The organism is Cupriavidus pauculus (assembly GCF_002858765.1).
Classification (GTDB): domain Bacteria; phylum Pseudomonadota; class Gammaproteobacteria; order Burkholderiales; family Burkholderiaceae; genus Cupriavidus; species Cupriavidus pauculus_B.
Map to the genome: position 1 here is coordinate 40,976 of NZ_PJRP01000004.1, position 26,972 is coordinate 67,947.

Annotated in this window: 28 protein-coding genes; 9 read left to right on the plus strand and 19 right to left on the minus strand. The window is 62.1% G+C overall.

What is annotated here, in order from left to right; translation table 11 throughout:
• Window positions 1-7 precede the first annotated feature (7 nt).
• The 8 genes from CYJ10_RS11230 to pcp all read right to left on the minus strand — a co-directional run bounded on the left by CYJ10_RS11230 (window position 8) and on the right by pcp (window position 7,173).
• Window positions 8-832 carry an ABC transporter permease gene (locus CYJ10_RS11230; protein WP_257993251.1) on the minus strand — a complete coding sequence of 275 codons (825 nt, stop codon included), beginning with the start codon at window positions 830-832 and terminating at the stop codon, window positions 8-10.
• Window positions 833-843: 11 nt separating this feature from the next.
• A complete protein-coding gene (locus CYJ10_RS11235) occupies window positions 844-1,584 on the minus strand; it encodes an ABC transporter ATP-binding protein (RefSeq protein WP_101681600.1) in 741 nt (246 codons plus the stop codon).
• Window positions 1,581-2,306, minus strand: coding sequence for a GntR family transcriptional regulator (locus CYJ10_RS11240; RefSeq protein ID WP_101681601.1), 726 nt, complete (start codon window positions 2,304-2,306; stop codon window positions 1,581-1,583). Before CYJ10_RS11240 ends, CYJ10_RS11235 begins: the two co-directional genes overlap by 4 nt.
• A 374-nt stretch (window positions 2,307-2,680) precedes the next feature.
• Entirely contained in the window at window positions 2,681-3,514 is an 834-nt protein-coding gene (locus CYJ10_RS11245; RefSeq protein WP_101681602.1) for a class II aldolase/adducin family protein, read from the minus strand.
• 100 nt (window positions 3,515-3,614) lie between these two features.
• Entirely contained in the window at window positions 3,615-4,499 is an 885-nt protein-coding gene (locus CYJ10_RS11250) for an ABC transporter permease subunit (protein ID WP_101681603.1), read from the minus strand.
• Window positions 4,496-5,323 carry a taurine ABC transporter ATP-binding protein gene (locus tag CYJ10_RS11255; protein WP_101681604.1) on the minus strand — a complete coding sequence of 276 codons (828 nt, stop codon included), beginning with the start codon at window positions 5,321-5,323 and terminating at the stop codon, window positions 4,496-4,498. The genes CYJ10_RS11250 and CYJ10_RS11255 overlap by 4 nt, the downstream gene beginning before the upstream one ends.
• Window positions 5,299-6,294 carry a taurine ABC transporter substrate-binding protein gene (gene tauA, locus CYJ10_RS11260; protein ID WP_101681605.1) on the minus strand — a complete coding sequence of 332 codons (996 nt, stop codon included), beginning with the start codon at window positions 6,292-6,294 and terminating at the stop codon, window positions 5,299-5,301. The genes CYJ10_RS11255 and tauA overlap by 25 nt, the downstream gene beginning before the upstream one ends.
• 231 nt (window positions 6,295-6,525) lie before the next feature.
• Window positions 6,526-7,173 carry a pyroglutamyl-peptidase I gene (gene pcp, locus CYJ10_RS11265; protein WP_101681606.1) on the minus strand — a complete coding sequence of 216 codons (648 nt, stop codon included), beginning with the start codon at window positions 7,171-7,173 and terminating at the stop codon, window positions 6,526-6,528.
• 102 nt (window positions 7,174-7,275) lie between these two features.
• On the opposite strand from pcp, the gene CYJ10_RS11270 reads away from it, so the two are divergent.
• Window positions 7,276-8,211 (plus strand): LysR family transcriptional regulator, encoded by a 936-nt coding sequence (locus CYJ10_RS11270; protein ID WP_101681607.1) that lies wholly within the window; start codon window positions 7,276-7,278, stop codon window positions 8,209-8,211.
• 89 nt (window positions 8,212-8,300) lie between these two features.
• Here the strand turns inward: CYJ10_RS11270 and CYJ10_RS11275 are convergent, their stop codons facing one another.
• The 3 genes from CYJ10_RS11275 to CYJ10_RS11285 form a co-directional block, all read right to left on the minus strand.
• Window positions 8,301-8,879 carry a hypothetical protein gene (locus tag CYJ10_RS11275; RefSeq protein ID WP_101681608.1) on the minus strand — a complete coding sequence of 193 codons (579 nt, stop codon included), beginning with the start codon at window positions 8,877-8,879 and terminating at the stop codon, window positions 8,301-8,303.
• On the minus strand, window positions 8,876-9,406 hold the full coding sequence (locus CYJ10_RS11280) for a hypothetical protein (RefSeq protein WP_146002015.1): 531 nt from the start codon (window positions 9,404-9,406) through the stop codon (window positions 8,876-8,878). The genes CYJ10_RS11275 and CYJ10_RS11280 overlap by 4 nt, the downstream gene beginning before the upstream one ends.
• Before the next feature lie 578 nt (window positions 9,407-9,984).
• A complete protein-coding gene (locus CYJ10_RS11285) occupies window positions 9,985-10,254 on the minus strand; it encodes a DUF3562 domain-containing protein (protein WP_101681610.1) in 270 nt (89 codons plus the stop codon).
• 278 nt (window positions 10,255-10,532) lie between these two features.
• Here CYJ10_RS11285 and CYJ10_RS11290 point away from each other — a divergent pair, with 278 nt between their 5' ends.
• From CYJ10_RS11290 to CYJ10_RS11295, 3 genes are all read left to right on the plus strand, one after another.
• Window positions 10,533-11,828, plus strand: a complete 1,296-nt coding sequence (locus CYJ10_RS11290; RefSeq protein ID WP_101681611.1) for a tetratricopeptide repeat protein 38 family protein — start codon at window positions 10,533-10,535, stop codon at window positions 11,826-11,828.
• Window positions 11,829-11,908: 80 nt separating this feature from the next.
• Complete coding sequence (locus CYJ10_RS33690) at window positions 11,909-12,148, plus strand: hypothetical protein (protein WP_146002016.1); 240 nt, start codon at window positions 11,909-11,911, stop codon at window positions 12,146-12,148.
• Window positions 12,149-12,172: 24 nt separating this feature from the next.
• Window positions 12,173-12,445: a hypothetical protein gene (locus CYJ10_RS11295; RefSeq protein ID WP_101681612.1), complete on the plus strand. Its 273-nt coding sequence runs from the start codon at window positions 12,173-12,175 to the stop codon at window positions 12,443-12,445.
• An 81-nt stretch (window positions 12,446-12,526) separates the two neighbouring features.
• On the opposite strand, the gene CYJ10_RS11300 is transcribed toward CYJ10_RS11295, so the two are convergent.
• Window positions 12,527-13,285 (minus strand): sulfite exporter TauE/SafE family protein, encoded by a 759-nt coding sequence (locus tag CYJ10_RS11300; protein WP_101681613.1) that lies wholly within the window; start codon window positions 13,283-13,285, stop codon window positions 12,527-12,529.
• Between the two features lie 191 nt (window positions 13,286-13,476).
• Here CYJ10_RS11300 and CYJ10_RS11305 point away from each other — a divergent pair, with 191 nt between their 5' ends.
• Window positions 13,477-13,929, plus strand: a complete 453-nt coding sequence (locus CYJ10_RS11305) for a MarR family winged helix-turn-helix transcriptional regulator (RefSeq protein WP_101681614.1) — start codon at window positions 13,477-13,479, stop codon at window positions 13,927-13,929.
• A gap of 42 nt (window positions 13,930-13,971) precedes the next feature.
• Here the strand turns inward: CYJ10_RS11305 and CYJ10_RS11310 are convergent, their stop codons facing one another.
• Window positions 13,972-14,748 carry an enoyl-CoA hydratase gene (locus CYJ10_RS11310; RefSeq protein WP_101681615.1) on the minus strand — a complete coding sequence of 259 codons (777 nt, stop codon included), beginning with the start codon at window positions 14,746-14,748 and terminating at the stop codon, window positions 13,972-13,974.
• A gap of 165 nt (window positions 14,749-14,913) precedes the next feature.
• Between CYJ10_RS11310 and CYJ10_RS11315 the strand changes: the two genes are divergently transcribed.
• Complete coding sequence (locus tag CYJ10_RS11315) at window positions 14,914-16,248, plus strand: aminotransferase-like domain-containing protein (protein ID WP_101681836.1); 1,335 nt, start codon at window positions 14,914-14,916, stop codon at window positions 16,246-16,248.
• Window positions 16,249-16,295: 47 nt separating this feature from the next.
• On the opposite strand, the gene CYJ10_RS11320 is transcribed toward CYJ10_RS11315, so the two are convergent.
• The gene (locus CYJ10_RS11320) at window positions 16,296-17,429 is read right to left on the minus strand and encodes a thiolase family protein (RefSeq protein ID WP_101681616.1); all 1,134 of its coding nucleotides are present in this window, start codon (window positions 17,427-17,429) and stop codon (window positions 16,296-16,298) included.
• Window positions 17,430-17,570: 141 nt separating this feature from the next.
• Here CYJ10_RS11320 and CYJ10_RS11325 point away from each other — a divergent pair, with 141 nt between their 5' ends.
• Window positions 17,571-18,176, plus strand: a complete 606-nt coding sequence (locus CYJ10_RS11325) for a TetR/AcrR family transcriptional regulator (protein WP_257993285.1) — start codon at window positions 17,571-17,573, stop codon at window positions 18,174-18,176.
• Window positions 18,177-18,509: 333 nt separating this feature from the next.
• Here CYJ10_RS11325 and CYJ10_RS11330 read toward each other — a convergent pair whose 3' ends face one another.
• Complete coding sequence (locus CYJ10_RS11330; RefSeq protein ID WP_101681618.1) at window positions 18,510-19,619, minus strand: helix-turn-helix transcriptional regulator; 1,110 nt, start codon at window positions 19,617-19,619, stop codon at window positions 18,510-18,512.
• Window positions 19,620-19,857: 238 nt separating this feature from the next.
• Here CYJ10_RS11330 and CYJ10_RS11335 point away from each other — a divergent pair, with 238 nt between their 5' ends.
• Entirely contained in the window at window positions 19,858-21,462 is a 1,605-nt protein-coding gene (locus CYJ10_RS11335) for a hypothetical protein (protein WP_101681619.1), read from the plus strand.
• A gap of 226 nt (window positions 21,463-21,688) precedes the next feature.
• On the opposite strand, the gene CYJ10_RS11340 is transcribed toward CYJ10_RS11335, so the two are convergent.
• The 4 genes from CYJ10_RS11340 to CYJ10_RS11355 form a co-directional block, all read right to left on the minus strand.
• Window positions 21,689-22,645, minus strand: a complete 957-nt coding sequence (locus CYJ10_RS11340; protein WP_101681620.1) for a Bug family tripartite tricarboxylate transporter substrate binding protein — start codon at window positions 22,643-22,645, stop codon at window positions 21,689-21,691.
• A gap of 25 nt (window positions 22,646-22,670) precedes the next feature.
• Entirely contained in the window at window positions 22,671-24,089 is a 1,419-nt protein-coding gene (argH, locus tag CYJ10_RS11345; protein WP_257993252.1) for an argininosuccinate lyase, read from the minus strand.
• A gap of 387 nt (window positions 24,090-24,476) precedes the next feature.
• Window positions 24,477-25,379 carry a LysR substrate-binding domain-containing protein gene (locus CYJ10_RS11350; RefSeq protein ID WP_101681837.1) on the minus strand — a complete coding sequence of 301 codons (903 nt, stop codon included), beginning with the start codon at window positions 25,377-25,379 and terminating at the stop codon, window positions 24,477-24,479.
• A gap of 109 nt (window positions 25,380-25,488) precedes the next feature.
• The gene (locus CYJ10_RS11355) at window positions 25,489-25,896 is read right to left on the minus strand and encodes an Rrf2 family transcriptional regulator (protein ID WP_101681622.1); all 408 of its coding nucleotides are present in this window, start codon (window positions 25,894-25,896) and stop codon (window positions 25,489-25,491) included.
• An 80-nt stretch (window positions 25,897-25,976) separates the two neighbouring features.
• Between CYJ10_RS11355 and CYJ10_RS11360 the strand changes: the two genes are divergently transcribed.
• Window positions 25,977-26,954 (plus strand): alpha/beta fold hydrolase, encoded by a 978-nt coding sequence (locus CYJ10_RS11360; protein ID WP_101681623.1) that lies wholly within the window; start codon window positions 25,977-25,979, stop codon window positions 26,952-26,954.
• Window positions 26,955-26,972: the final 18 nt, after the last annotated feature.

Here is a 26,972-nt window from a genome sequence, read left to right on the forward strand (position 1 = left end):
GAAGTCCTCAGGCTTGAAAGGAAACGGATGGGGCGGAAACGGATGGGGCAGACGGTTGCCGTGCGGCAGCCTTCCAACGGAACAGCCAGCGCTCGGCGGGCTTGAGCAGGCCGCCTTCGAGCAGCAGCATCAGGCCGACCAGCAGGACGGTCCAGGCGAACACCTGGTCGGTCTGCACCAGGTCGGCGGCCTGCCGCAGGCGATAGCCGATGCCGCTGGACGAACCGATGGTTTCGGCCACCAGCGACACGCGCCAGCCGAAGCCAAAGGCCAGCCGCGCGCCGGCAAAGAAATGAGGCAGGATCGTCGGCACATAGATCTTGCGAAGCACCTGCACGCGTGACATGCGAAAGCTGCGTGCCAGATCCACGTAGTGTGCATCGACGGTTTTGGTGCCTTCCCAGACATTGGTCAGGATCAGCGGCATGGCCGTCATGAACACCACGAAGACCGTGGTGGCATCAGAAATACCGAACCAGATGATCGCGAAGATGGCCCAGATGGCCGACGATACGGTATTGAAGACCGTCAGTACCGGCTCGAAGAAGCGGGCCAGGACGCGGCTTGCACCTAGCGTCAGTCCCAGGCCGCTGCCAACAAGGGTGGCCAGCACGAAACCCGAGAACACCCGTCGGCACGTGGCGGCCACGTCGGCGGCGAAGGTGTCGCCGTGCCAGAGCGACATCAGGGCGAGGCCGACTTTTTCCGGGCCAGGCAGCACGAAGGATGGCACGCGCGCGGCGGCCCACCACCAGAGCCCAAGCAGCAGGGCCACCAGCAGCAGGCGCTGCAGGACCAGCGTGGCGACATGACGGGCAGCAGTCGTAGTCACGGTGGTGCTCCTCATGCTGCGGCGCGCAGTACGCGCACCTGTTCCGCCACGACAGGCGCGGTTGGCACGCGCGGCCGCACCAGGTCTGCCAGGTTGACTACCTCGGCCACGCGGCCCGGTCGGGCGGCGAGCCGGATCACACGGTCCGCCAGCACCACGGCTTCCTCCATATCGTGCGTCACGAACACCACGGTCATGCCATTGCCCGCCTGGATGCGCAGCAGTTCTTCGTGCATCTGACTGCGCGTCTGGGGATCGAGCTTGGAGAACGGTTCGTCCATCAGCAGGACTTCGGGTTTAACGGCAAGGCTGCGGGCCAGTGCCACGCGGCTGCGCATCCCTCCCGACAGTTCGTGCGGCCAGGCATCGCCCCGCGCGTGTAGCCCAACGAGTTCGAGCATGTCGTCTGCGCGGCGGCGGCGATCGGCCCGCGACAGAGGGCTCGCTTCGAGGCCGAACGCGACGTTGTCGCGCACCGTCCGCCACGGCAGCAGGCGATCCTCCTGAAACATGTAGGCAATGCGACGCCAGTCGGACACCTGCGGCGCGGGGATGCCGTCCACAGCGAGCTGGCCGGCGTCCGGGGTCAGTAGCCCGGACAGGATATTGAGCAGCGTGCTCTTGCCGCAGCCGGACGGGCCTACCAGCGCCAGCACTTCGCCACGGTGCACCGCCACGTCGATGTGGTCGAGGATCGTCGTGTTGCCAAAACGCTTGACGATGCCGTTCGCGGACAATACCGGCGGATTCATGCGGCACCCCCGGCCACGCGCATCGGCAGATAGGTGCCGGCCTGCGACAGGCTGGCGTAGACCTTTTCCATGGTCTGGGCGCGGAATGCCTCGATGTGGCGGCGCGCAATCGTCTCCGCTGCCTTCTCGTCGTGATCCTCGAATGCCTTGATCAACGAGTTGTGGTCGTGGCGGATCTCGGGACGCACGCGCTGGACGTTGAAGCCGAGCGCCACAAGGCGCGACATCTCGTCCATCAGTGAGGAGAGCGTGCGCGTCAGGCGCTCGTTGCCGGTGGCGTGGACGATAGCCAGATGGAACTGCTTGTTCGCGTCCATGAACTTGTCGATACGGCGCGGCGCCGGAATCGCGTATTCGTCGCGGCAAGCCGCTTCCAGCCCGTGGAGCAGGGCGGTGTCGACGCGGCCGACGGCCAGCCGGGCGGCCATCGGCTCCAGCTGCACGCGCAGCGCGAAGACCTCCTCGACGTCCTTGAGCGTGATGGGCGCCACCTGATAGCCACGGCGGGGCCGAGCAAAAATCAGGCGGTCGTGCGCCAGCCGCGTGAGCGCGATGCGGCAACTGTTCTTGCCGAAGCCGTAGGCGGTCATCAGCTCGCCTTCGGTGACCAGCGCACCGGGCACTAGCTTGCAGGACAGGATGTCGCGGCGCAGCGCCGTGTAGGCGGCAAGCCCCAGGCTGGTGTCCTGCGCATCCTCTGCAATTCCGCCCTGCACGATCATTTTTCCTGGCTCCTTCGCGTATGTCGGACGCACCCTTGTCCGCCTTGCAATACATTGGGCGTAGCTTAGGGCTGGCCGCTTGGGAAGCAAACGAACGGTTTTACGGAAGCATATGAAGACGCTGCTGTGACTGGGCAGCCCAGCGTCGTGAGCGGCTCACAGACCATTGGTGGAATGCCTATTGCGCGAACAAGGGCATGCACGAGCATGGGCGACAGGCCAATGCCGGCAGTGCGCAGAGCGCGGTGCAGCGGGATGGGAGAAGACTGCGCCCCGTGCCGCGATCGGGCCAGGGGCGAGGGAGAAGGGGTGGGGGAGAGGAGGAGAGAGCGGGGGGAGAGAGGAGAGAGCGGGGAGAGAGGCGCGAGGCGCGGTCAGTCCAGCAGGTCGGGTTCGGCTGCCACCAGTCCCGCGTAGAGGCTTTCAAACGCGTGCAGCGACCCTTCGTTGCCACCGACCTGCGCATGAGTATGGCGGGCCGTGGCTTCGTCGATAGGCTGGGGCGTGCCGGCGGCCTCCGCCAGCAGTTGGGTATGGGCGGCGTTTTCGAGCGCGATATACCACCAGGCCGTGGCTTCGACGGTCGGTCCGGCAGTGAGGATGCCGTGGTTCTTCAGGATCGCGCCCTTGTGCGTCTGGCCATTGCCCTTGTCTAGCGCGTGGGCAATCCGCTGGCCTTCGGAGGTGTCCACCACCATCCCCGTGAAGTCGTCGAATAGCACGTGGTCCTCGAAGAACGAGCAGGCGTCCTGCGTCAGCGGGTCGAGCCGGCGTCCGAGCGCGGACCACGCCTTGCCGTAGGTGGAATGCGTGTGTGCAGCCGCGACGATATGGGGATGGGCCTCATGGATCGCCGCGTGGATCGCGAAGGCCGCCTTGTTCAGCGGCCGGTGACCCACCACCGTTTCACCGTGCGCGTTCACCAGCAGTAGGTCCGATACGCGAATGCGCGAGAAATGCACCCCCAGCGGGTTGACCCAGAAGTGGTCCGGAAATTCCGGGTCACGTGCGGTAATGTGGCCGGCAAGACCCAGCGCGAAGCCTTGGCGCGCGAAAATGCGGAAAGCGCCCGCCAGGCGTTCCTGCCGATGACGGCGCTCCGCCTCGATGGTTGGTCGGGCAGGCAGGGGGTCAAACCAGAACTTCTGCTGCGGTTCGGTGTTGGGAGTGAACGCGCCCTGACGCTCAAGCGGCAATACGGTGCTCATGTCTGGCCTTTCGGGAGGGAACATCGCATGACCGTACGCCGCCCTGCCGCAAAACGGAACGAAGCATTCGGCACGAGGATATGACGCGGGTGCCGTGGGGCTATCGGTGCGTGTGCCAGGGAACCAGCCACCGCGCGAGTCGACGCATGGCCAGGTCGAACAGCCAGGCGATCGCCCCGATCAGCACGATACCCATCACAACCACATCGGTCCGCAGGAAATTCGACGCATTGAGCACGAGTTGGCCCAAACCAGCGGTGGCTGCCACCATCTCGGCGGCCACCAGTGTTGTCCAGCCGAAACCGATGGCAATACGCAGACCGGTCAGGATCTCCGGCAATGCAGCCGGTAGCACGACGTGGCGGATCAACTGCCATTGTGTCGCGCCCATCGATTGGGCGGCGTGCAACTGCTCGGTCTGCACGCCGGCGACGCCAGCACGCGTGGCCAGTGCAATCGGCGCAAAGCACGCCAGGTAGATCAATAACAGCTTGGCCGTCTCGTCGATGCCGAACCAGATCACGATCAGCGGCAAATACGCGAGTGGCGGCAATGGCCGGTAGAACTCGAGGATGGGGTCGGCGATGCCGCGCGCCACCCGGCTCGTGCCCATCAACAGGCCCATCGGGACCGCCGTGACGGCTGCGAGCAGGAAGGCGCCGAACACACGGGCCAGGCTCCATGCTACGTGCTGCCACAACAGCAGACCCCCTTGCACATTGCCGTCCCAGGCCTGAACGGCGGCACGCCAGACGGCCGAAGGCGGCGGCAGGAACAGCGCGGGAATCCACCCAGCGGCGGTGACTGCGAACCAGATGGTCAGCAATGCGGCGATGGTGGTGACCGTGATGGCGCCAGTATTGCCGCTGCCCAGACGTGGCAGCACCTGGGCAGCGGGCACGGTGGCGTCGGCATCGACGGCGCTGCCGTTGGCAACATGCTGTAGCGGCACCACGGTGCGAACGGTGTCTTCGGCGTGGCTCATGCGGGTTGTCCGTGTATCAGTTGCAGCAGACGCTCGCGCCAGGCGATGAACTCCGGTGATGCCTTCACGGCCCGGGCATCCCCGGTTTCGAGGTATCGCTGGACAAAGGGCAGCGGAAATTCGTGCGTAATGCGGCCTGGGCCTGCCGACATCACGATCACACGGGTTCCGAGAAACAGCGCTTCTTCCACGCTGTGGGTGATGAAGAAGACTGTCTTCCCGGTGGCCGCCCAGACCTTGGCCAATACTTCCTGGACCGATTCGCGCGCGAGCGCATCGAGCGCACCCATCGGTTCGTCCATCAACAGCACGCGCGGGTCATTGGCCAGTGCGCGCGCGATACCCACGCGCTGTTGCATGCCACCCGACAGCTGATAGACAGGTGCAGTGGCGTGGCGCTCGAGGCCAACCAACCCCAGTTGATGCCGTGCGCGTGCGATGCGCTCGGACCTGGGCATGCCGCGAAACCTGAGTCCAAGCGCGACGTTGTCCTGCACATCGAGCCAGGGCATCAGCGCGTGCTTCTGGAATACGACACCCAGTCCCGGACCTGGGCCGACCACGGGCTCGCCGTCGAGCAGGATACTGCCGGCCGACGGGCGGACGAACCCGGCCAGGCAATTCAGCAGCGTCGTCTTGCCGCAACCAGAGGGCCCGAGCGCCACGACGAATTCGCCAGGCGCGATGGATAAGTTTACGCCGGACAGTGCCAGCGACCCGTGCGTTCCGGACGAAGCAAAGCGCACCGCCACGCGGTGCGCGTCGATGCGGCCACCCGTTCGGGGCACGGCATCGCCGGCTACGGCGCGATCTTGCGCACCCATGTCGCATTGACGCCCGTGGCATAGTCGGGCAATACGGTCTGGATGGTGCCCTGACTCTTCAGGAAAGCTGCGGTGGCCGCCAGCGATTTCGCCGCGCCGCCCCCAAGCCATGCCGTCGAGGCCTGCTGCTGTGGGGTCGGAAAGTCATACAGGGCAAGGCTGGCCGGCACATCGGCGGCCTCGGCGCCCGACCACTTGGCCACGGCCTTGACCTGTGGCGAATCCGCGGTCCAGGCGGCCTTGTTGGCGCGGTAGGCCGCGTCGGTGTCGGCGAGGATCTTCACGAACGACGTCAGGAACGCGTCATGGTCACGGGCGAACGTCTTGTTGACGACAATGCCGTCGAACGTGGCGTTGCCGGTCTCCTGCGCGATCTTGCCGGACGTGGTCAGCACGTGGCCGCTTTTCTTGGCCTTGGCCAGCACGGGGTCCCAGATGAATGTCGCGTCAATATCGCCGCGCTCCCACGCGGCAGCAATCTCGGGCGGGCGCATGTTGACGATTTTCACATTGCGCGGATCGACCTTCGCCGTCTCCAGTGCCAGCAGCGTGTGGAAATGCGATGTGGATACGAACGGAACCGCCAGGCGCTTGCCCTTGAGGTCGGGCAACGACTTCACATCGCTGCCGTTACGCGTAACCAGCGCCTCGGCATCGTTGATATTGTCGAGAATCCAGAACAGTTCGATGCCCAGACCCTGCGAGAGCCCAGCGGCGATCGGCGCGGAGCCGGCTTCGCCGATCTGTACCGAGCCCGACGCCAGCGCACGAATGACATCGGCACCGCTGGCCAGCTTGCGGAACGTGACCTTGTAGCCGGTTTGCTTCTCGATGGTCCGCGCGTCCTGCGCGTAGCGCCAGGGCACCACCATATCTTGGTACGCGATCACGACTTCCTTCGATTGCGCGATGGCACCGCCTGCAACCAGCAGCGCGGCGCAGGCCATCATCGTCTTCAGCAAGCTCTTCATAGGCGTAGGGTCATGGCAGGAAGGAAGGCCAGTATAGGAAGCGTCGAGCGCGGCGCGAACGAAGCTTTTGGCCGATGCTTATCCAGTTTTCGCGGCGCCTGCCCGGCTGTTGACGAAGCTATGCATATCGATATTGGCTTTCGTTCGCTCCCCGTCCACGAAGGGCTTCCTTATGCGCATCGGCCAGAAATCATGGCGGCGTCTTGGGCGATGGCGCCTGGCTTTATGCGGCTAGTGCGTGGCGCCGCCGACTTCCTTGAGATCGGTGGAGACTTCCAGCGTCGTGGCGACCATGACCTCGATGGCTGCGATCAGCGTGCCGACATCCATGCTTGGCGCACCAGGATGCGCAGCTGCCATCTGGGGCAGATACGGTACGTGAATGAAGCCGCCGCGCAGGGCAGGGCGCTCGGTCGCGATGTAATGCAGCAGCGAGTAGAAGATCGCATTGCAGTTGTAGGTGCCTGCAGACTGCGATACCGATGCGGGGATGCCCGACGCGCGCAGGCGGCTGACCAGCGCCTTGATCGGCAGCGCGGAGAAGTACGCGACAGGACCGCCGTCGATCACGGGCTCATCGACGGGTTGCCGGCCCGCGTTGTCCGGAATGCGCGCATCCACCACGTTGATCGCCACGCGCTCGACCGAGACGTCGGCGCGGCCCCCCGCTTGTCCCAGGCACAGGACGACGACCGGATCGACCTCCTTGATGGCATGCAGAAGCGCTTGCCTGACCTCGGCAATCACGCAGGGGAGCTGGCGTGCCACCACGCGTGCACCGCCAATCACGCGCCCGTCGACGGTGCGGGCCGATTCCCAGGAGGGATTCAGGGTTTCACCATCGAATGGCTCGATACCGGTGACAAGTACGGTCTGCATGGGGCGCGGTCCGGAAGACGGACGGAGGAGAAGGGAGCGCCCATCGTACCGACCCGGAAGAGATTCTTGAAATGGATATTGAATATCCGTTAAATTCATGACATGAATCTTTCCCGCATCGACCTGAACCTTCTCGTGGCATTTGAAGCGCTGTATCAGACGCGTAGTGTCACGCTGGCCGGCAAGCGCCTGAACCGCGCCCAGCCGTCGGTGAGCAATGCATTGACCCGGCTGCGGGCGCTGTTTGGCGACGAGCTGTTTGTGCGTAGCCAAGTGGGGATGGAGCCCACCGAGCTGGCGCACGCGATGATGCCGGGGATTTCGTCAGCGCTCGATCATGTTCGCCAGGCGGTCGGCCAGTCGGTCGCCTTCGACCCGGTCGAACCGGCCGGGCGCAGCTTCACCATCGCAGCGACCGACTACGCCGACATCGTCCTGCTGCCGCATGTCATCGGTCGGCTGCGGCGACAGGCACCGGACATCGATCTGCGGGTCATGGCGCTCGACCGGGCGGCCATCTACGAGCAGCTCGATCAGGGCATGGTCGATGTTGCCATTGGCGGACACCTGTCCGCGCCGAAGCGCATGGTGCAAACGAAGCTGTACGAGGAAGACTTTGTCTGCATCGCCGGTCGTTCGCATCCGCAACTCGGCGCGCGCAGCCGGCGGCGCAGCATTGACCTTGCGACGTATCTGCAACTGCCTCATGCGCTGTTTGCACCCGGCGATAGCGGATCACGACGCGGGGTCATTGACGGCAGGCTGGACAAGCTCGGTTGGCAACGGCGTGTCGCGGCGACGTTCTCGCACATTGTGGCTTTGCCGTTGGCGGTTGCGCACAGCGACCTGGTGGCGACCGTCGCCAGGCGGGTGGCGAAACGGCTGGCCTCCTCCGACGTCCAGATCCTTGAAGTCCCGGACGAACTGGCCGATACCGCCTTTGACATCGAACTCATTCACAACCGGCGCACCCACGCCGATGCCGCCGCTGTGTGGCTCAGGCAGGAGATTCAGTCCGCGGTCAGCGACATGCCTTGAAGCCGGGGTTGCCAGCGTCAGCGGTCTCCCACAACGCGCGTTTCTCGCATCTTGCGAATAGGTCTTAGCTTCCGGCCGGGTGGCGTGAACTACTGTTCCTTCGTGGGCTGTTTGGCCCGGCGCTGGCCGACGGGATCCTGGTCCAGAAATGCCGCCAGTTCTGGATCCCGGTTCTTCACGTCCGCCGCCCCGTCGTCGACTCCACGGAAGTAACCCCTGCACATGTTGGCGCCGCCGTCCTTTGGGTCAGCCTCCTGCGCCTTCCGGAACCCGAGAATCAACGCGTCCGAATTCGCCTTGATGAGTTCTTCAACATCCTGGGTCGTGATCTTCTTTAGTGCCCGCTTTTGCGGAGAGTCGGGTGGCGCAGCGATGTATTTCTGGATCTCCTTGCGGTAATAACTCGACAAGATCAGATACGTCGCGTTGCGCTCCTTCCAACTCAGAAGCGCGGCTGTCGCCGGGCCGCCGGCGGCCGGCCCGAGGGTCACGCAGTAGTCGACGATGGATTGCAAGATCTTCTCGGAGCTATATGGGCCGGACGCGGCGGCACCAACCAGTTCGGCCTTCGATTCGTAGTGCACTCGGGTCTGCGCAACCGTTACCCCCGCCATCATCAGTGCCAGGCTCACGGGCAGGGCTAGGCGAAGCGTTCGACGTCCGTTCATCGCGCAGTCTCCTTTGGAATCCCTTCGTCCAGGAACGCAGCAAGCTCCGGGTCGCGTTGCCGGATATCGCTATCGCCACTGGCGACCCGTTTGAAGTAACTGAGGCAAACCTCTTCGCCGGCCCGGGCGCCCTGCTGTGCCCGGGCCTCCTCGATATAGCGGATCTGCTGGTCGGCAATCGTCTTGGCCGTGTTCGGTGTTCCGTTCAGGATTTTTCGGTAGCTCTTGCGGGACGCTTCGTCCTCTGCGTGGGCGGCATCGTGTTCGAGGCGCCCGACGTAATAGGTAGCGACCGCTATCTGGGGGCCGTTGCGTACCCGCCATTCGTTCATGGTCACGTTGACCGTTCTGGCTGTCGGCCCACCGTACTCAGCGCAGTAGGTCGCGACCTGCATCAATGTCATCTCGTCCAGGCGCGGGCTAAGAGCGGCCACAACTTCAAGTTCGCGGCGGCTATGGTAGTGAGGTTTGGTGTCCGGGCGAGTCTGTGCAGATGCAAGCCCTGCGCTCCACAGCAGCAGGGGCACTCCGATCAATCCTAGGTATTTGGCGCTTTGGCGCATTGCTATTGGCTCCCTTCGGCGCGAAATGGTATCGCAAGGGATGTCGGCACGCGACGTTCTATCCTGAAGTGGGGGACGGGCGTGAGCGCGGCGCCATGAAACCGTGGAGCAGCAAATATAGGCGAGTAAAACCGCTGGGTCACAACCGGCGCAGCCGGGCCGACGCCGCCGCCGTGTGGCTGAGGCAGGAGATTCAATCCCCAATGATGCCATTTCCTGCGCGACGCGGGCGGGCACCATCGGTACGACGAGAAACATCGTCGATGGGCTCCGAAATGAAGCAGCGGATGGCCCCCCGATCTAACCGATGTGGTCTTTTCTTCAGGATTGATTGAATGCGGCGAACACTCCGAGCCTGTATCACATTCATCGTTCTCAACGAATTTTGATCCGTGAAATCGCTTGCCGAGACGCCGGTGTCGTCCTTCGGCTTCGCCCCCCTGCGGATGAAATATGAAGGCCGCCTTAACGTTGCTCAAGGCCTCCTTCTTTAGGCGCTTATTTAATGTCTTGAGTCCTCATCGTTTTGGTCATCCTATTCCTCAGGCCGTGTGTTGCCTGCGGCGCAACGCTTTCGTGACCCGACGTTCGGTCAGTATCAGCAAGTAATCGGGAATCGTGGCGTCGACAAGGAACTCGTCCCAGACGTTCCAAAAGATCCAGGCGACCCTTTCCCTTGGCGCGTTGTATTGCGCAGCAATACGCGAGATGGCGACCTCACCTGCAGGGGGATGTCCATGCGTTGTCGCAGGCGCTTCCGACGCCGGACGGGACGCGGATCGTCGCTCTTCCTCTTTCAAGACTTGTTCCATCCTGCTGCTCCTCCGCATAGACTTCCTCGCATGATAGGCACGGCTCACGAGGTTCAGTCGACGCGTTATGTGAAACCTTGAGACATGTCAAAGCCTATGCAACGGTCTCAGTCTAGGGTCGATTGGCGTGGGCGCGCGAATGATTCTTAGCTTGGATGCGCGCATCACGTGTACGACGCGCAGTTCCAGAGGTGAGTGCGATCAAGGTGCTGGGTTGACCGAGCGCTTGAGTCTACGCCGAACTCGGACGTTTATGGTGCCACCGCGAGGAGTGAGCCATGCCGGAAGATCGTTTTGGGTTGAACCTGTCTACGACGTCGAACGCGGCGCGCGATGCGTACGTTGCCGGCGTTGACAGTGTGATGGCAGGTGTGGCCGGCTATCGGGAGCACCTGGCGGAATCCCTGAGGCACGACCCGTCCTTTGCGCTCGCAACGATAGCGCTGGCGCGAGGCCGTTTTCTTGATGGCGAAATCGCGGTGGGTCGTGAGCTTGCGGCGGCTGCGCGCGATCAGGTGGCCCGCCACTCGCCTCGGGAACGGAGCCACGTCAACGTGCTGGCGCTTAGTATCGAGGGAAAACCCGGGGAGGCGATGCGAGCCATGCACGAACACGTGGAGAACTGGCCGCGCGATGGCATGGTGGTTGCCCCGGCCACCAGCGTGTTTGGCCTGTATGGGTTCAGCGGCGATCCGGATCACGAGGAAAAGCTGTATCAGTTTCTGTCGTCGCTTGCATCCGCATATGGGCATGACTGGTGGTTCGATGCAGTCCTGGGCTTTGCCGCTTGCGAAACCGGACGGCTGGACGAAGCATGGACGCTGTTGAACCGCGCACTTGCGGCCAATCCTCGCCATGCACATGCCGCCCACTTTCGTGCACATGTCATGTACGAGCGGGGTGAATCGGCCGCAATCCTTGAGTTTCTCGACGCATGGCTGCCCGACCACGATCCGCGCAGCCTGACGCATTGCCACATCTCATGGCATGTTGCCCTGGCGGCGCTGGCTCTGGGCAAACTCGACCGGGCGTGGGACGCCTACCGACGCGGCGTGCGCCCAGGCGCGGCATGGGGCCCGCCCATCAATGTGGTGACAGATGGCGTGTCCTTTCTCTGGCGGGCGGAACTGGCGGGGTCGCCGCGTGACGAGGATGCATGGCGCGAGCTTCACGCACACGCCTTGCGTTGCTACCCGAAGGCGGGGCTGGGCTACGCAGACGCCCACGCACTTATTGCCTGTGTCGTATCGGAAGACATTGCATCACTGCAAGGGCGGATTGCCGAGATAAGTGAGCGTCTGGAGGCGCAAAGTTACCCGGCGGGAGAATCCGTCACCCGCATTGCGGAAGGATTTGCCGCGTATGCCGCCGGAGATTGGGACGCGGCCATTCACGCTCTCCAGGCCGCCTGGCCGCTCACAGTGCGCATTGGGGGAAGTCGCGCCCAGCGGGATCTCGTCGCGCTGACGCTGGTTGCCGCCTATCTCAAAGCCGGACGGCCTGACGCAGCTCGGACGATGATTGAGAAACAGCAAGACAGAAGCATGGCGATTGTGGTGGATGGGTACAGTTGACGACCCATTTGGGGGCAGTGATCGTCAGTCTAAGCACTTCGCGACTAGATCAAGTGTGCACTCCGTATCGGGAGAGGTAGATGGCAACGTATGAACGCGGCGGCATATTCGTCGTGAGCAGTGTGGAAGAGAGCACCGGTGGCAGGTACCGGGGGCAGCTCACGATCGATACTGACGGTGGTACCTGGCTTTTCAGTTGCGCCAAGTTTCGCAACACTCCACTTGATGCGCGTGCCGATGCTGATGCGGATGTGGAGTACGCATATCGGAAATTTCTGGCAGATCCGCTCGGTGCCCAGCGGCCCTGCAATCTTCATTGATACTATTCAGTTGGCCATCGGGCCGTGACCGATATTGAGCACGACGACCTGTTCAGACGGGTCGGCTACTATGACTTCCGAGCTTATACGCAACGTACTTCCAACGGATTGAATCAAGGTTTTGTGTTGGTGCTTCATCACATGATGTTGGGCACTGTTCAATCGGTATTTCGTGCGGGCAAGCCGCAAGCCCAGAGCGCGATTGCACTGGCCATGGCGCTCGAGAAGCTTCAGCATTTGGTAGCGATTGCTGCTGAGGATGACCTACCTTTGGGCTCAGGCGAACAATCCATCTGAACTGTTGAACGTATGTGTTTGCGCCAGGGACAACACGCATTCGGCGTGTTGCTTCTGGTCGCCTCTGTTTTGCAAGTTGCGCTAGCCAACATATCCTGACGTACCGTCCCATAACAACTTCAAGGCCGTGAATACCAGCAAGCCGTAGCAGACGCGGTACATCTGGCGCTGATCGAGTCGCGCATGCAGACGCCAGCCCAGCCAGACGCCGGCCGGCACGGCAAGCAGGCAGATCGCCATCAGCGTCCAGACGGCGCCAACGGGTCTGGCCAGCGCCAGCCATGGCACGGCCTTGAGGATGTTGCCCACCGTAAAGAACATGCTGGTCGTTCCCGCGTAGACCTGCTTGCTCAGGCCCAGCGGCAGTAGGTACATCGCCAGCGGCGGCCCGCCGGAGTGAGCAACCATGGTGGTAATCCCAGACGTCACGCCGGCCGCCACGGCCTTGGGTGAGTAGCGGGGCTGGACCGCGACGTCGCCGCCCCGCAAGAGCCATAGTCCGACGAAGCTCAGCGTCACCACGGCCATGACGATGGAGATGGCGCGATGGTCCAGCACCCGAAAGAGGAAGTAGCCGACCCCAATGCCGACCACCAGCCCGGGCACCAGCAAGACCAGGTCTGGCCTGGACCACGTGGACGGCTTCCAATAGCGCAGGCTAAACAGGTCCATGGCGACGAACAGCGGCGCCAGCAGGCCACCCGCCGATACCGGGTCCATCACCAGCGACAGCAGCGGAATGCCGACAATGGCAAAGCCTCCTCCGAAGGCGCCTTTCATGAAGCAGATCAGGAAGACGCCGGCAAATGTGACGAGGACGGTGGTGATATTCAGTTCCATGGTGGCTTCGGCAAGGACTTGGGGTGACGGCTAAACGCGAAAGGCTGGAAATCATCGTAGGCTCGTGAGGTAATACAATCAAATCATTGTCATGGATACAACTTCTGTGACGGCACCGCGAGACGCCCGGCGCTGCCGATGGTGCGTGATATGATTCGCACGCGAATTAAATCGACGCCACCGGTCCGAACATGAAGCATCGCCTTGTCTATCTCCTGAACGTTGGGCAGCGCCGGCTGCAACGCTGGTCGCAGGCCCGTGCCGCCCGTGGCGGTGTAACGGCGGCACAATCAGGGCTGCTGTTTTTTCTGGGTACGCACAACGGCGCGCTGATGAGCGAAGCCGCAGCCGCGCTGGACCTGGGTGCGCCGGGGATGAGTGGCCTGGCTGACCGGACGGAAAGGGCCGGCCTGATCGAGCGGCGTGCGGACGAGAACGACGGCCGCGCATCGCGGCTGTGGTTGACGGATGCAGGGCGCTCCGCGCGACAGCGCGCCAAGGTCGGCATGACGGATCTCAACGCCAGGCTGACCGAAGGCTTTACCGAAGCCGAGATCGATGTGGTGGCTAGGTGGCTGACCAGCCTGCAGACCAGGTTTCCGGTCGCTGGTGAGGGCGATGAGGGCGATGCGGCCCACGACTAAGCGACGCCTAGCCTGATCCAAGGCTGGGCAGCACGATTTGGCCTAGTGCTGGCTGACTTTCGAAAAGTCCGGTTTGCGCTTTTCGGCAAAGGCTGCGAACGCCTCGCGGGCTTCCGCGCTCGTCAGCCGCTCCTGGAACTTCGCGCTCTCGGTATCCATCTGCGTCACCAGCATTTCGGCCTGGCGCATCAGCGCCTTCATGGCGCTCAGCGAGCCAGCCGGCTTGGCGGCGATGCGTTCAGCCATCTGACGTGCCTCGATGCGGAGTTGGTCATTGGCGCACACCTTGTTGGCCATGCCCCAGGCCACCGCGGTCTGCGCATCGAGCGGATCCCCCATGGCGAACATCTCAAAAGCCCTCGCGTGGCCGATGCGAAGCGGCAGAAGGTAGCTCGAGGCCGCTTCGGGCACCAGCGCCAGGTTCACGAACGGCGTGATCAGTTGCGCATCTTGGGCCAGCAGCACGTAGTCGCAATGCAGCAGCATCGTGGTGCCCATGCCCACCGCCTTGCCATGGACCGCTGCAACGATGGGCACCGTCGCCTTTGCCAACGCATGCAGAAAGCGGTGGACATGTCGTTCGCTAGGACCCTTTCCCACGGCGATCGCGGCGAACTCGCCCACATCGTTGCCCGCGGTGAACATGTCGCCATCCCCTTGCACCAGCACCACGCGGACGTCGCCGTCGTGCTCGGCTTTTTCAATGGTGTCGGCCAGGGTGCCGTACATCTCGTTGGTCAATGCGTTCTTTTTGTCCGGCCGGGCAAGCGTGATGGTCAGGACGCCATCGGTCAAGTCGACATGAATTTCCGGGGTCATGCTGGTCTCCTTCTGATTAAATTCGCATGCGAAGTATATAGATGATTCGCATGCGAAGTAAACTAAGGGGCGGCGACATGCGTGATGGGTCGGATGGTTTTGTGCGATGAACGGAATCAGAGCGATAATCAGCACATTCGCAAGATTGTCTTGTATCTGCTCGTCATGCCTCGACACCGCTACAAGCAACTGGTCGACCAGTTCGCCGCAGACATCCAGAAAGGCCGCTTGCGTCCTGGCACCCGGTTGCCGACCCACCGCGAACTCGCCGCCCGCGAAGGCCTGGCGCTGGTCACGGCGACCCGCGTCTATGCGGAACTGCACGCCATGGGGCTGGTAAGCGGCGAGACGGGCAGGGGGACGTTCGTGAAGGAAGTGCTTCCGCGTGGACATGGCATCGACCTCCAGCCATGGAGCGACAACACGGTCGACCTGAGCTTTAACAATCCGTCGATGCCGGGGCAGGGCGAGTTGCTCCGGACGGCGCTGCGCGAACTGGCCGGTGCCGGCGATCTCGAGGCGTTGCTCAAATACCATCCGCATGGCGGCCGGATGCGTGACCGCGAGACGATGGCCCGGCACCTTGCCGGGCGCGGATTGCCCGCGACCGCGGACAACACGGTGCTGGTCAGTGGTGGACAGCACGGCTTGACGGTCACGGCGATGGCGTTGCTGGAACCCGGTGATGTGGTCGCGGTCGACGCCTTGACGTACCCCGGCTTCAAGCTCACCGCCGAAGCTTGCCGGCTGGAATTGGTGGCGATTCCCGCGGGCACCAAGGGCCCGGACCTGGACGCATTGGCTGGACTGTGCCAGCAACGCCGGGTGCGCGCCGTGTACACGATGCCGACGCTGCACAATCCGCTTGGCTGGGTCATGAGCGCGCGCCGGCGGCGCGATCTGGTCGCCATTGCGCGACAGCATGGACTGATCCTGATCGAGGACGCCGCATATGCATTCCTTGAAGCCGACGCTCCGCCGCCGTTGGCCGCATTGGCGCCGGAATTGACCGTGTATGTATCGAGCCTTTCCAAGAGTGTGGCAACCGGCCTGCGTGTTGGCCCGGTCTGCGCCCCGCAGGCGTGGATTCCGAAATTCGAGCGCACGATCCGCGCCACCACGTGGCATACGCCAACCACAATGACCGCGATTGCCTGTGGCTGGATCGAGGACGGAACGGTTGCGCGGCTGGAGGCGGAGAAGCGACGTGACGCCGCAGTACGCCAGGGCATCGTGACCGAGGTGCTCGGTCATCTGGATCCCATCCGGCATCCCGCGTCGTACTTCGTCTGGCTTCCGCTGCCAGAGGAAGCGCGTGCCGATGCCATCGCGAAGACATTGCTCGCGCAGCGCATCTCCGTATCCACCGCGCATCCTTTTGCAGCCGCGAAGCAGGTGCCGCACGCCATCCGTCTGGCGCTCGGTTCCGTCAACGTTGACACGCTGCGGCAGGCACTGACCACCGTCGCCAGGGTCGTGGACGATCACGCGTACAGGTAGCGCGCGACTCGCCAGGCGTCCTCAGGGCGCTGCCGTGGCGCCAGGGGTCAGACCCGCTCCAGGATGGTAGCGATGCCCTGGCCCCCGCCAATACACTGCGTGGCGAGCGCGTAGCGGCGGTCTCCCCGGTGCAGCAGTGCCGCCGCCTTGGCCGTGATGCGCGCGCCTGTGGCGCCGAGCGGATGCCCAATGGCGATGCCACCACCGTCGAGGTTGGTCCAGGCGGGATCCAGTTCCAGGTCACGCATGCATGCGATGGCCTGGGAAGCGAACGCTTCATTGATTTCCACAACCCCCAGCTTGCTCACATCAAGCGAAGCGCGCGCGAGGGCCTTTTTTGTGGCGGGAATGGGGCCCACGCCCATGATCTCCGGCTCGACGCCGGCCACCGCGAACGACAGGATACGGGCGGTCGCAGGAAGGTTGTGCCTCGCGGCGAACGTGTCACTGGTGACAAGCACGGCGACGGCGCCATCGGTCAGCGGCGATGAGGTGCCGGCCGTGACCACACCGTCGGGGCGAAAGGCCGGCTTCAGGCCGGCAAGCGCTTCCAGTGACGTACCGGGTCGGATGCAGCCGTCCTCGGTCACCCATGTGCCCTCCGGGGTCTCGATAGCAACAATCTCGTCGCGCAGTCGGCCTTCCGCGCGTGCTGTGGCGGCCTTCCGGTGCGACCGGACGGCGAACGCTTCCTGGTCATATCGGGAAACCTTCCAGCGCGCTGCAACGTTCTCAGCCGTCTCTCCCATCGACACGTAGGCGCGCGAGTTCGCCTTGAGCAACGGATTGGGCGACGGGCTGAGCCCACCCTGCGGAACCATGGTCATGGATTCGACGCCGACACACAGAAACGCGTCGCCCATCCCGGCCTCGATATTCGCTGCCGCCATGTGGATGGCCTGCATGGAAGAGCCGCAGAAGCGATTGACGGTGGTGCCGGCCACGGTGTGCGGCAGGCCGGCCAGCAGACCGACGATGCGCGCCAGGTTATTGCCCTGTGGACCCTCGGGGTAGGAGCATCCGAGGATGACGTCCTCGATCAGGGCGGGGTCCAGATCGACGCGGTTCAGCAGACCCCTCACCACCTGTGCGGCAAGATCATCGGGACGGGTGGTTGCCAGTGCGCCTTTCTTTGCGAACTGGAACGGCGAACGGGCGTAACCTGCGATGACGGCCTTCATCGTGGATCTCCTTCACGGTTTAATATGATGGGTATCATATCAAGAGGAAGGTGCCACAGCGCAAGCGTTTTCTGCTTGTTTTCTGCGATGTGGCGCAGGCTGCCTGCTGCTATATTGCAGGGCAGAAATGGCCTGGTGAAGATGATGAGATACGGATCCGAGCATCGAGAGAAGACCCACAACATCCTGGTAGACGCGGCATCAGTTCTGGTACGTCGCGACGGCCCGGACAATCTCTCGGTGGGAGAGTTGATGAAGAGTGTGGGGCTAACCCATGGCGGCTTCTACTACCACTTTTCTTCGCGTGAAGACATGCTCGCGCGAGCCATCGAACGCGCCTTTGCGAGTACGGTGAAGCGCCTGGACGATATCTGCGTCGACTGCTCGGCGGCCGAAGCGATTCGCGGATATGTCGAGCGTTATCTGTCGCCAAGTCATCGTGACAATCGCGGTACCGGGTGCCCGCTCGCAACGCTGACAGCACATGCGGTGCTACTGGGCGACTCGTCGCGGGAATCTTTCGAGCAGGGCGCGGCCAGACTGACGTCCCGGGTGGCAGAGCTTCTGGAACTGGCCGGATGCACGAACGCTGGCACACTAGCGATATCTATCCTATGCGAGATGTCGGGCACGCTCGGAGTTGCTCGCATCATTCGAAGTCGTGCCCAGTCAGATGAGATGCTGCGAATCGGAAGACTTAGCGTCTTGACGCGGGTTGGATTGACAGAGAAGCCGGCGCAGTCGTGAAAGATGTCTTGTCGCCGGTGCGTGACTGCGGACCGTACCTTCGGTCGTTCAATCGTCGAAGTCCGTTGTCAGGGCATGGCCGGCACGGCCGTCGGCACACCGGGTCAGGCTTTGTTGGCGGCTTGCGACCCCTTAGCAGCCGCCACGATACGCTTTAGTCAACGGCCGGAATTCGGTTGCAAGGGCCATCGAATGGCTCCAATGTCGGGCATTGTGCGGTAAGCCGCCAGACGAGCAGCGACGCGTCCGGCGGGAACAGCGCGCCGACTGGCAACTGATCCGTTTGGCAAATGGTGACCTCTGAATCGATCAGGCGCTATGTCATAGCGCCGTTCAGGCGGTCTGCGTCGGAAGGTACAGCATGGCCCCGACCGCTTCTGCTTGTGAACGCGAGCCGGTTTTCTCGAAGATTGCACGCAACTGGGTCCGAACGGTGGCGACGGATACTCCGGCGGCGGTAGCGTACTCGTCGGGGGTCTTGCCGCCGATTAGCGCTTCGCCGACAGCCGCCTCTGCTGCGGTCAGCCCGAACGCTTGCTGCAGTTGTCTGGCACGAACCATCGGTACCGAACTTCTGCGCCTGACCGTCACCAGGATTTCCGCATGACTGAATGTCATGCGCGTAGCTGCGCCCGACAGGCGGCTGATGCCCAGAAAAATCTCGGGCGGAAGGCCCGGTGCTGGGCGCAGCGCTACGCTTTCCCCCTGGCGCGATCTGAGGGTATGCGCCATCGCAGCCTGCAGTCTCGCGTTCTCGGCTGCCACGGTAGCTGACAGTTTCCCGTGATTGAGCCTTAGGCAGGTCGTGGCGCGCAACACCGCTTCCGCCGACTTGTTGGCGAAGACGAGTTTCAGGTCGCCATCAAGGGCGAACACAGCGACACCCAACTGCGCCATCAGTTCTGATCCGATGGCCGCATCCCGATTCAGCACGCACGCGTCCTGCCAGAGGTTGATGGCGCGCTGCAGGTGGATGGCCATGCCGCTGATGCCGTGGCGTTCCTGGTCTGAATAGGCCGGTCGATCGTTCATCCGCAACAATCCGAGAAGGATGTCGTCGGAACCGGGCCGCGCCAGGCGCGCACCGGCCAGGTAGCGGAAGCCCGTCGGGATATGGAAGTCCTGGTAAAATTCGCTGCGCCCGACCTCGGCCTCGCTCAGGTAGTCTTGGCAAAACTGGAACTCGCCGATCGCGGCTTTGGCTACCACTTCACGCCGCGGATCCAGAGCGCCGTAATACTGGTCATAGAGCGCCACGACTGAATCCCAGTGTCTGTCCGACGTGTAGGCAGACAAATGGGGTGCGTTGCGTTCCGGATCCCAACTGAACATATGGAATCCGCTCGCCCCCAGCGCTTCGACAACAGTTTGAAATACCTCCAGAAAACCGTCGTGCTGTACCGCGGCCTCATAGAGGTCGCCAATAAGATGGTCCCGTAGCAAGCCTTCCTCCCCAAAGGATCTGTTTCCTTCTGATCGGCGCATGCGCCGACAAGCCTCTAGCGGGCTGTGTCCAGCTTCCCACAACGACGAACTAAATCGTGCCCTGCGAACTGGGGGATTGACGGCGTTTCATTCAAATGAATGATGCGGGCCGATGTTTCATTTCAGAAAATCGTGGCGCGAAGACGGCCCATGCACGTCTCTCGCTTTCTGAAAAATGACAGGGGGAATCCGGTTTATGAAAACAAGAATTATTCTCGCGGCCGTCGCTGCAGCGGCACTGAGCGCCTGCGGTGGCGGTTCCGATTCGGGGGCGCCGTCGGCTACACCCGCGGCATTGTCCACGAAGCTATCCGGTACGGCCGCCGTGGGCGCGGCACTGCCGAATGCCACCGTGCAGGCCAAATGCGCGTCCGGCAGTGGTTCGGCCACGACGGCGGCGGATGGCACGTTCGTCATCAACATCCCGGACGCCAAGCGTCCATGTGTGCTGAGCGTCACTACGGCAGACGACGTAACGTTGCATTCGGTGGTGGAGGCGGGCACGAGCACGAACGCCGTTGCCAACATCACGCCGCTGACCGAACTGATCACGGCATCGTTGGCGGGGGGCAACACCAAGGCCTTCTTCGACAGTTTCGACGCCACCGCCCAGTCGAAGTTGAACGCCGACGGCCTCCGCGGCGCGATCGACGCCGTCAAGTTGATCCTGACCGGCACGGTGGATCTGGCCGGCGTAGATCCGCTCAAGGACACGCTGGTGGCCGCCCATGGCAGTACGCCGGGCAACGCGCTCGATCAGCGACTCGACACGTTGGGCGCCGCGCTCGCGTCGTCGAAGACGTCGATTTCGGACCTGTCCGATGCGGTAGCCAGCAACAAGGGTTCGACGGACGGTATCAAGACGCTGTTGAATCCCGCCTCCGCCACTTGTGCGTCCTACCGCAGTGGCAAATACCACAAGGTGGATCTGACTGCGAACACGATCCAGCGGTTCACCGTGGATGCGGTCGCGCTCACACGCACCAATGACGCCACGAGCGCATCGGAGCAGTACGCAGCGAACGCTGCCGAAGCCTGCCGCTTTGGGAATACCGACGCCAGACTGCTGGTTTCCAAATCGGGCATTGGGCTGGAGCGCCGTGCGGGCGCGGCGAGCCTGCTGATTCCGGAGCAGACCATTCCGCTGTCCGAACTCGCGGGCGACTGGGTGGCGATGAGCTTTGAGCGTGAGACCAATCCGGGTAACTACGGCTCTGGCCTGATCCAGTTCAATGTGGATGGCGCAGGCAAGTTCACCAAAGCTGCCGATTGCGGCATGAGTGGTTGCGGCCAACCCTGGCCGGCCAGCGACTTGCCGACGTTCTCGGCCAACGCCAACGGCGGCTTTGACCTGACCGACACCAGTGGCACCGCCCGCGCGTTCGGCTTTAAGGGCGTAGATGGCCAACTGGGCATCGTGATCGTCCATGCGAACGGCTTCATGGTCGCAAGGCATCCGGTGGCACGCGTGCTCCCGGTGGTCGGATTTACTAACGCCTATTGGGATGCTGCGTTGGACGCCGCAGGTGTCACGGATATCACCACGTTCTCCAACACCGTGATTGCCGTCGATGCGGCGACCCGTACCTATACGCGACAGCGCAACGACGGACGCATCGACACGTGGCAAGACAACGCGCCGTTTACAGGCGTGCGTTATCGCCCGCTCGTGGCGCCCGTCAATGGCCTTCCCGGTGCGGCCGAGTCCATCGGCATGAGCCTGTCGAACACCGGCCTAACCGTTTCCATCAACGTCAACCCGACCAACCCGTTCTACTCAATCTCGATCGACCGACCGTAAGGCGAACTAGCTGGCCGACGGTCTGCACCGGGCCCCGAACGACTTCGGTCGTGCGGGGCTTTTTAACTGCTAGGCGATTGGTCTAACGGGGTTGTCGATCGATTGACGCGTTGGCAGGCTCACGGGCGTTTCGCGGCGTTAGTTCAATCGCTTAAAGGCCCTTCCCGAAGAGAGGGCTTGAAACCACCTGTTAAACGGTGGCTATCGTGCATTAAGAGGTATCGGCTCAATCCAGCGAGATCTTGCCGTGTTCAACTACCTCGGCCCATCGTTTGCTTTCCTTTTCCATAAGGCGCGTCATATCCGCGCTGGAACCCGGATACGGTCTTGCGCCTTGCTCTGCCAGTTGCGTAACGAAGCGCTTGTCCCTGGACGCGACAAGCAGAGCGTCCTGCAGCTTCTTCACGATCTCAGGTTTTGTCCCGGCGGGCGCCATGAGGCCGTACCACGATTCTACAACCGCATCCTTGACTCCCGCTTCGGCGAACGTTGGTACATTGGGAATCGCTGGGTCTCGCTTCTCGCTAGCGACGGCCAACAGGCGGACCTTGCCGGCCTTTGCATAGGGCAGCACATTCGGGAGATTTGCAAAGATGAGCTGCACCTGACCTGACAGCAAATCCACCCCTGCGGGACCGGCGCCCTTGTACGGGACATGTACAAACTCGGCTCCCGTGCGGGACATGAACAATTCGCCAATGAGCTGATTGATCGAGCCCATGCCAGCCGAGGCCATGTTTAGCTTGCCGGGATTCGCTTTCGAGTAGCTGACGAGTTCCGAGACGTTCTTGGCGGGCGTGTTGTTCGACACCGCCAGCACATTTGATACGGTTGCGAACGTCGCTATTGGGATGAGCTGCTTGGGATCGTACGACAGGCGCTTGGTTAGCAGGGGCTGGACAGCCTGCCCCATGGAGCCTAGCAGGAGGGTGTAGCCGTCGGGGGCGGCCTTGGCAACGATTCCCGCGCCAATCGCGCCTCCAGCACCTGCCTTGTTGTCGACCACGACAGGCTGCTTTAGCTGTTCTCCCATATGCTCGGCAACGATGCGTCCCATCAGGTTGACGGTGCCGCCAGCCGCAAACGGCACGACCAGCATGATCGGCTTCGAGGGATAGGTCTCCGCACTCGCACTCATGGACAGTGCGGTCGCGGACAGAAATACGGCGATGGACTTCAACATCTCAGTGTCTCCTTTGTGGCTGGCTTTAAGCAACCAGTCTGGCAACGGCGTCATTCAAGCTGAACTGGGCACGAATCAAGCGGCTACGTGCTTCACTTGCCCACTGTCGATCTGCGGCGCGTTCCTCCGCTGCTCGCTCCAGCAAGCGTGAGACCTGATGTGGCCCGACACTGCCCTCGGTAATGCGAGTCTCCACAAAGCGGCGCGGATCAAGCGCTTCCCTGACGGCGGAATCGCCCAAGTTCAGTACGATGCCGGTGGTTTCGATGGCTGCTTCGTCGAGACGAGCGCTCGTTAGCTGATCGGGCGTCAATCCTTGTGCTACCGCATTGCGGACTGCCCGGGCAACGATGTGGTGGACCTGCCGGAATGACAGCCCACGGTCACGCACAATGACGTCCGCCAGGTTGCTTGCGGTGCACCAGCTTCCCTTCAGGGATTCTGCCATGTGGTCTTTGTGCACGATAAGTGTCTCAATGACGCCGGTGAACAGGTCGAGCATGCCTTCCGTCGTGGCGAGGGCGTCGTCGATGTGAGAGACGGTGCGCATGGCCTGGTCGCCTGTTCCTTCGGCTCGAAACGTCGCCAGTGCGGAACTCAACCAGTTCACCGCGGGACCGGCTGCCTTCCTGATGGTTTCCAATGCAACGGGGTTCTTCTTTTGGGGGAAGATGCTGCTCGTTCCACAGTAGCTGTCATCGCACTCCACCAGTCCGAATTCAGTGCTCGACCAAAGATGCAGATCAGTAGCCAGGTCGTTCAGGTCAGCCATGATGAAGGAGAGCGCACAAATCGCATCGGCCGCGTCGAAAGCCTCTCGTCCGAGTTTGGAGTTCTCCACTTGACCATCGAATCCAAGCAACTCTGTGGTGCGCGCGCGGTTGAGTGGCCACGACGTGCCGGCGAGGCCGACTGTTCCGAGCGGATTGCGGTTGACGCGGCCGTAGGCTTGGGCGAGCCGCACGAAGCTGTCGTGCAGCCGGGAGCTGAAGCTGAGGAGATAGTGGCCGAAGACCCAAGGCTGGGCCTGCTGCATATGCGTGTAGCCAGGCATGAGGGTGGACGCATGGCGGCGCGCTTGATCCGCAATGGCGTCTTGGAACTCGTTCAATCGGTCCATCACATCCAAGATGCGGTTGCGCTTGTACAGACGACGTACGGTGGAGCCCTGGTCAATACGGCTGCGGCCAGTGTGCATTTGGCCGCCGACATCTTCGCCGATGGCGGCGAAGAGATACGATTCTATCTGCAGGAGGAAGCTTCCTTTACGCGCGTCGACCGGAAAGTCCGATGGTTCGATGTTTCGAATCTTCAACAACTGCTGGAGGATGGCGCGACCGGTTTCTCCGGACAAAATGCCTTCTTCCACAAGCATCGTGGTATGCGCAAGGTCAACGGCGACGAACTCGTGAAACTGCTTGCGTTCGCGATCCAGCCCGGGCAAGGCGTAGTGCTTTGTTAAGCGGGAGGCCGGGGGCGAACTTAGCCGCGCTTCGGCAAGTAGCGTTTCGTGGGAAGTTGAGGATGTCATGGTATTGATTGAGGGGAGCAGGTCTGCCCTGTGGGCGACTCTTCTCGATCCTGCAAAGTCGAAACAGAGGACCCTTCACCGGGCGCGTGACAGCAAATGGCGCTGGACGAAGGGCTGGAACGAGACGCCGCCGAAGACCATCTGGTGGTCACCCTGCAAGGTCAATTCCATGACGAGATGATGAATTTACGCTGAGGCGGGCACAACTACAGGTGCGGTTGGACGCGCATAAGGAATTCTTTTGCTACGCGTAGCGCGCTGGTGGGATAGGTATCGCTGTAACGGGAGCCGCCGCAACATCTAGGGCGTGACGCTGGCCAGGAAGAGGGCTTTCACGACCTTTATGAAATCCTCGACAACCTTCGGCCGCGGCTGATGAGCGGGAAGGACAATCGAAAAATGGAACTGCACGGCGGGCGACAATGGGCGCCAGACCACGCCCGGATCACGCACTCTGCGCGCCGTAAATGGATCCACTACCGTCAGACCGAGGCCGCCTGCCACCAGGCTGCATGCCACGTGACTGAGTGAGGTGACAACCGAACGTTTGCATGTCACGCCTGCGGCATCGAGCTCAGCCTCGAGTCGCATGCGAACCGTACTGTTACCACTGAGGGAGATGAGCGGTTCATCTTGCAGGTCGGAAATCTTCAGTGACTTCTTGCGCGCCAACGCATGACCCCGCGGTAGCATGCAGACTGCCGCGACGCTAGGTAACGGAAATACCTCTACGCCAGGGTATTCATCCCCGGCCATTTGAACGAACCCAATATCAATCTGGTGTGCCGCTGCAAGTTCCAACACACCCAGAGAATTCCGAATGTCCAGGGAGATGTCGACTTCCGGGCGGGCGTGCGCAAACTGTTTGACGCCCTCGCTGAGCAGGCTCAACCCCAATGTATGCATCGACGCAACACGCAGGGTGCCGACGCGTGCAGACTTGAGGTCTAGCGCCACGCGTTCAATTTGCTCCATGCCTTGGTAGAACCGGTCGACTTCGCGGAACAGGCGCTGGGCTTCCGCTCCTGGAATAAGACGATTGCCTTCGCGCCGGAAGAGCCGAATCTCCAGTCTCTTTTCAAGGTCTCTGATGAGCGCACTCACCGCAGGCTGGCTGATTTTCAGCCGCTCGGCGGCGACGGTCATGCTGCCAGACACCATGACACTACGAAAAGCTTCAAGTTGGCGGGGGTTCAGTGACATTGAAGGCTCGGCGAGCGAAGTTTTCGCAAGGGTAATCAACGTCGGGTGGTGCAGCAAGCCTTTTGGCTAACTCAGCCACCGTCAGTGGTTGCCTGAACTGGCCGCCTTTCTAGATGTTCTTGGCAATATCCGACAGTCGTACGTGCCCCAGTGATCGTAACCACGTTTCCTCGGCGGACATCATCGCCCCGTCAAGCACGCGGTTCACGGCGGCCTCGACCGGGCAGGACGAATTGTCGTCGGCAAGACCAATGGCGAACAATCCCTGTGGCGCGATGGCGGTGTAGATGTCTTTTGCGGTGAGATCTTTAAGGTCGCGCGCGAGCGCCCAGCCGCCTCCCGGGCCGGGTATCGATTGGACATATCCGGCTTCACGAAGCGAGGCCATCGTCCGCCGGACCAGAACAGCGTTGGTATGCAACATCTGCGCAATGGTTTCCGATGTCGTAGTGCCACCTCTCAGGTGCATGTGAACCAGGACGTGAAGAAGCCTGGCGAGTCGGGTGTCGCGTTGCACGCTGTGGTTGCTCCTGTATACGTAACTCTAATAGTTACGATATTATACCGGCTGCCACAACGTTTCTAGCAGACGCCGCCATGATCACTGCCACCCAGCACCTGTTTAACGTCAATGGTATTCGCCTTCACGTTGCCGAAAGAGGCGAAGGGCCGCCAGTGCTGCTTCTCCACGGATTCCCCGAAACCTCTCATTCCTGGAGGCATCAGCTGGCGGCACTTTCGGATGCTGGTTTTCGCGCCATAGCCCCCGACTTGCGTGGCTTTGGTTTGAGTGACTGTCCGTTGGAAATGGAGCGCTACACCACGATAGATGTGATTGGCGATTTGATCGGCCTTCTGGATGCAATGGGAGAGCAAAAGGCCGTGGTCGTCGGAAACGACTGGGGCGCAACCATCGCGTGGCAAGCCGCAGTGCTACGGCCAGACAGATTTCGCGCTGTCATCGCGTTGGGGGTCCCATTGATGTACCGAGCACCAATGATGCCGAGCTTGCTCTTTCCCAAGACAGCGCAAGCGTGGTTCTACACCCACTATTTTTCGCAACCAGGACTCGCAGAAGCGGAGCTTGAACGCGATGTTGCGACCACCTTGCGCAAGATTTACTACGCGGCGTCAGGAGACATTGGCGTCAGGAATGAGAGAAGTCCGAATCCGTTTGGGATGGTAAAGCGGCAGGGCGCATATCTGGATGATTTACCCGAGCCGGTGACACCGCCCGCTTGGCTTGATCCTGTGGATATGGATGCCTTCGTCAAATCGTATCAACACTCCGGCTTTCGCGGAGGGCTGAATTACTACCGTAATCTCGATCGGAACTGGGAACTGCAAGCTGCGTTTGAGGGGCGGCCATTGGAAGTCCCCTCGCTCTACCTGGTCGGAGAGCGTGACACCGGGTTGGCGATGCCTGGCATGCTCGACATCATTGATGCTATGCCTAAGCTCGCGCTGGCGCATCATGGGTCGCACGTCGTCCCGCGAGCAGGACATTGGTTGCAACAGGAAGCTCCCGATGCGGTGAATGGGAAGCTGATTGATTTCCTCAGGCGCCTCCTCTAAGTCGAAATGATGCCGCTT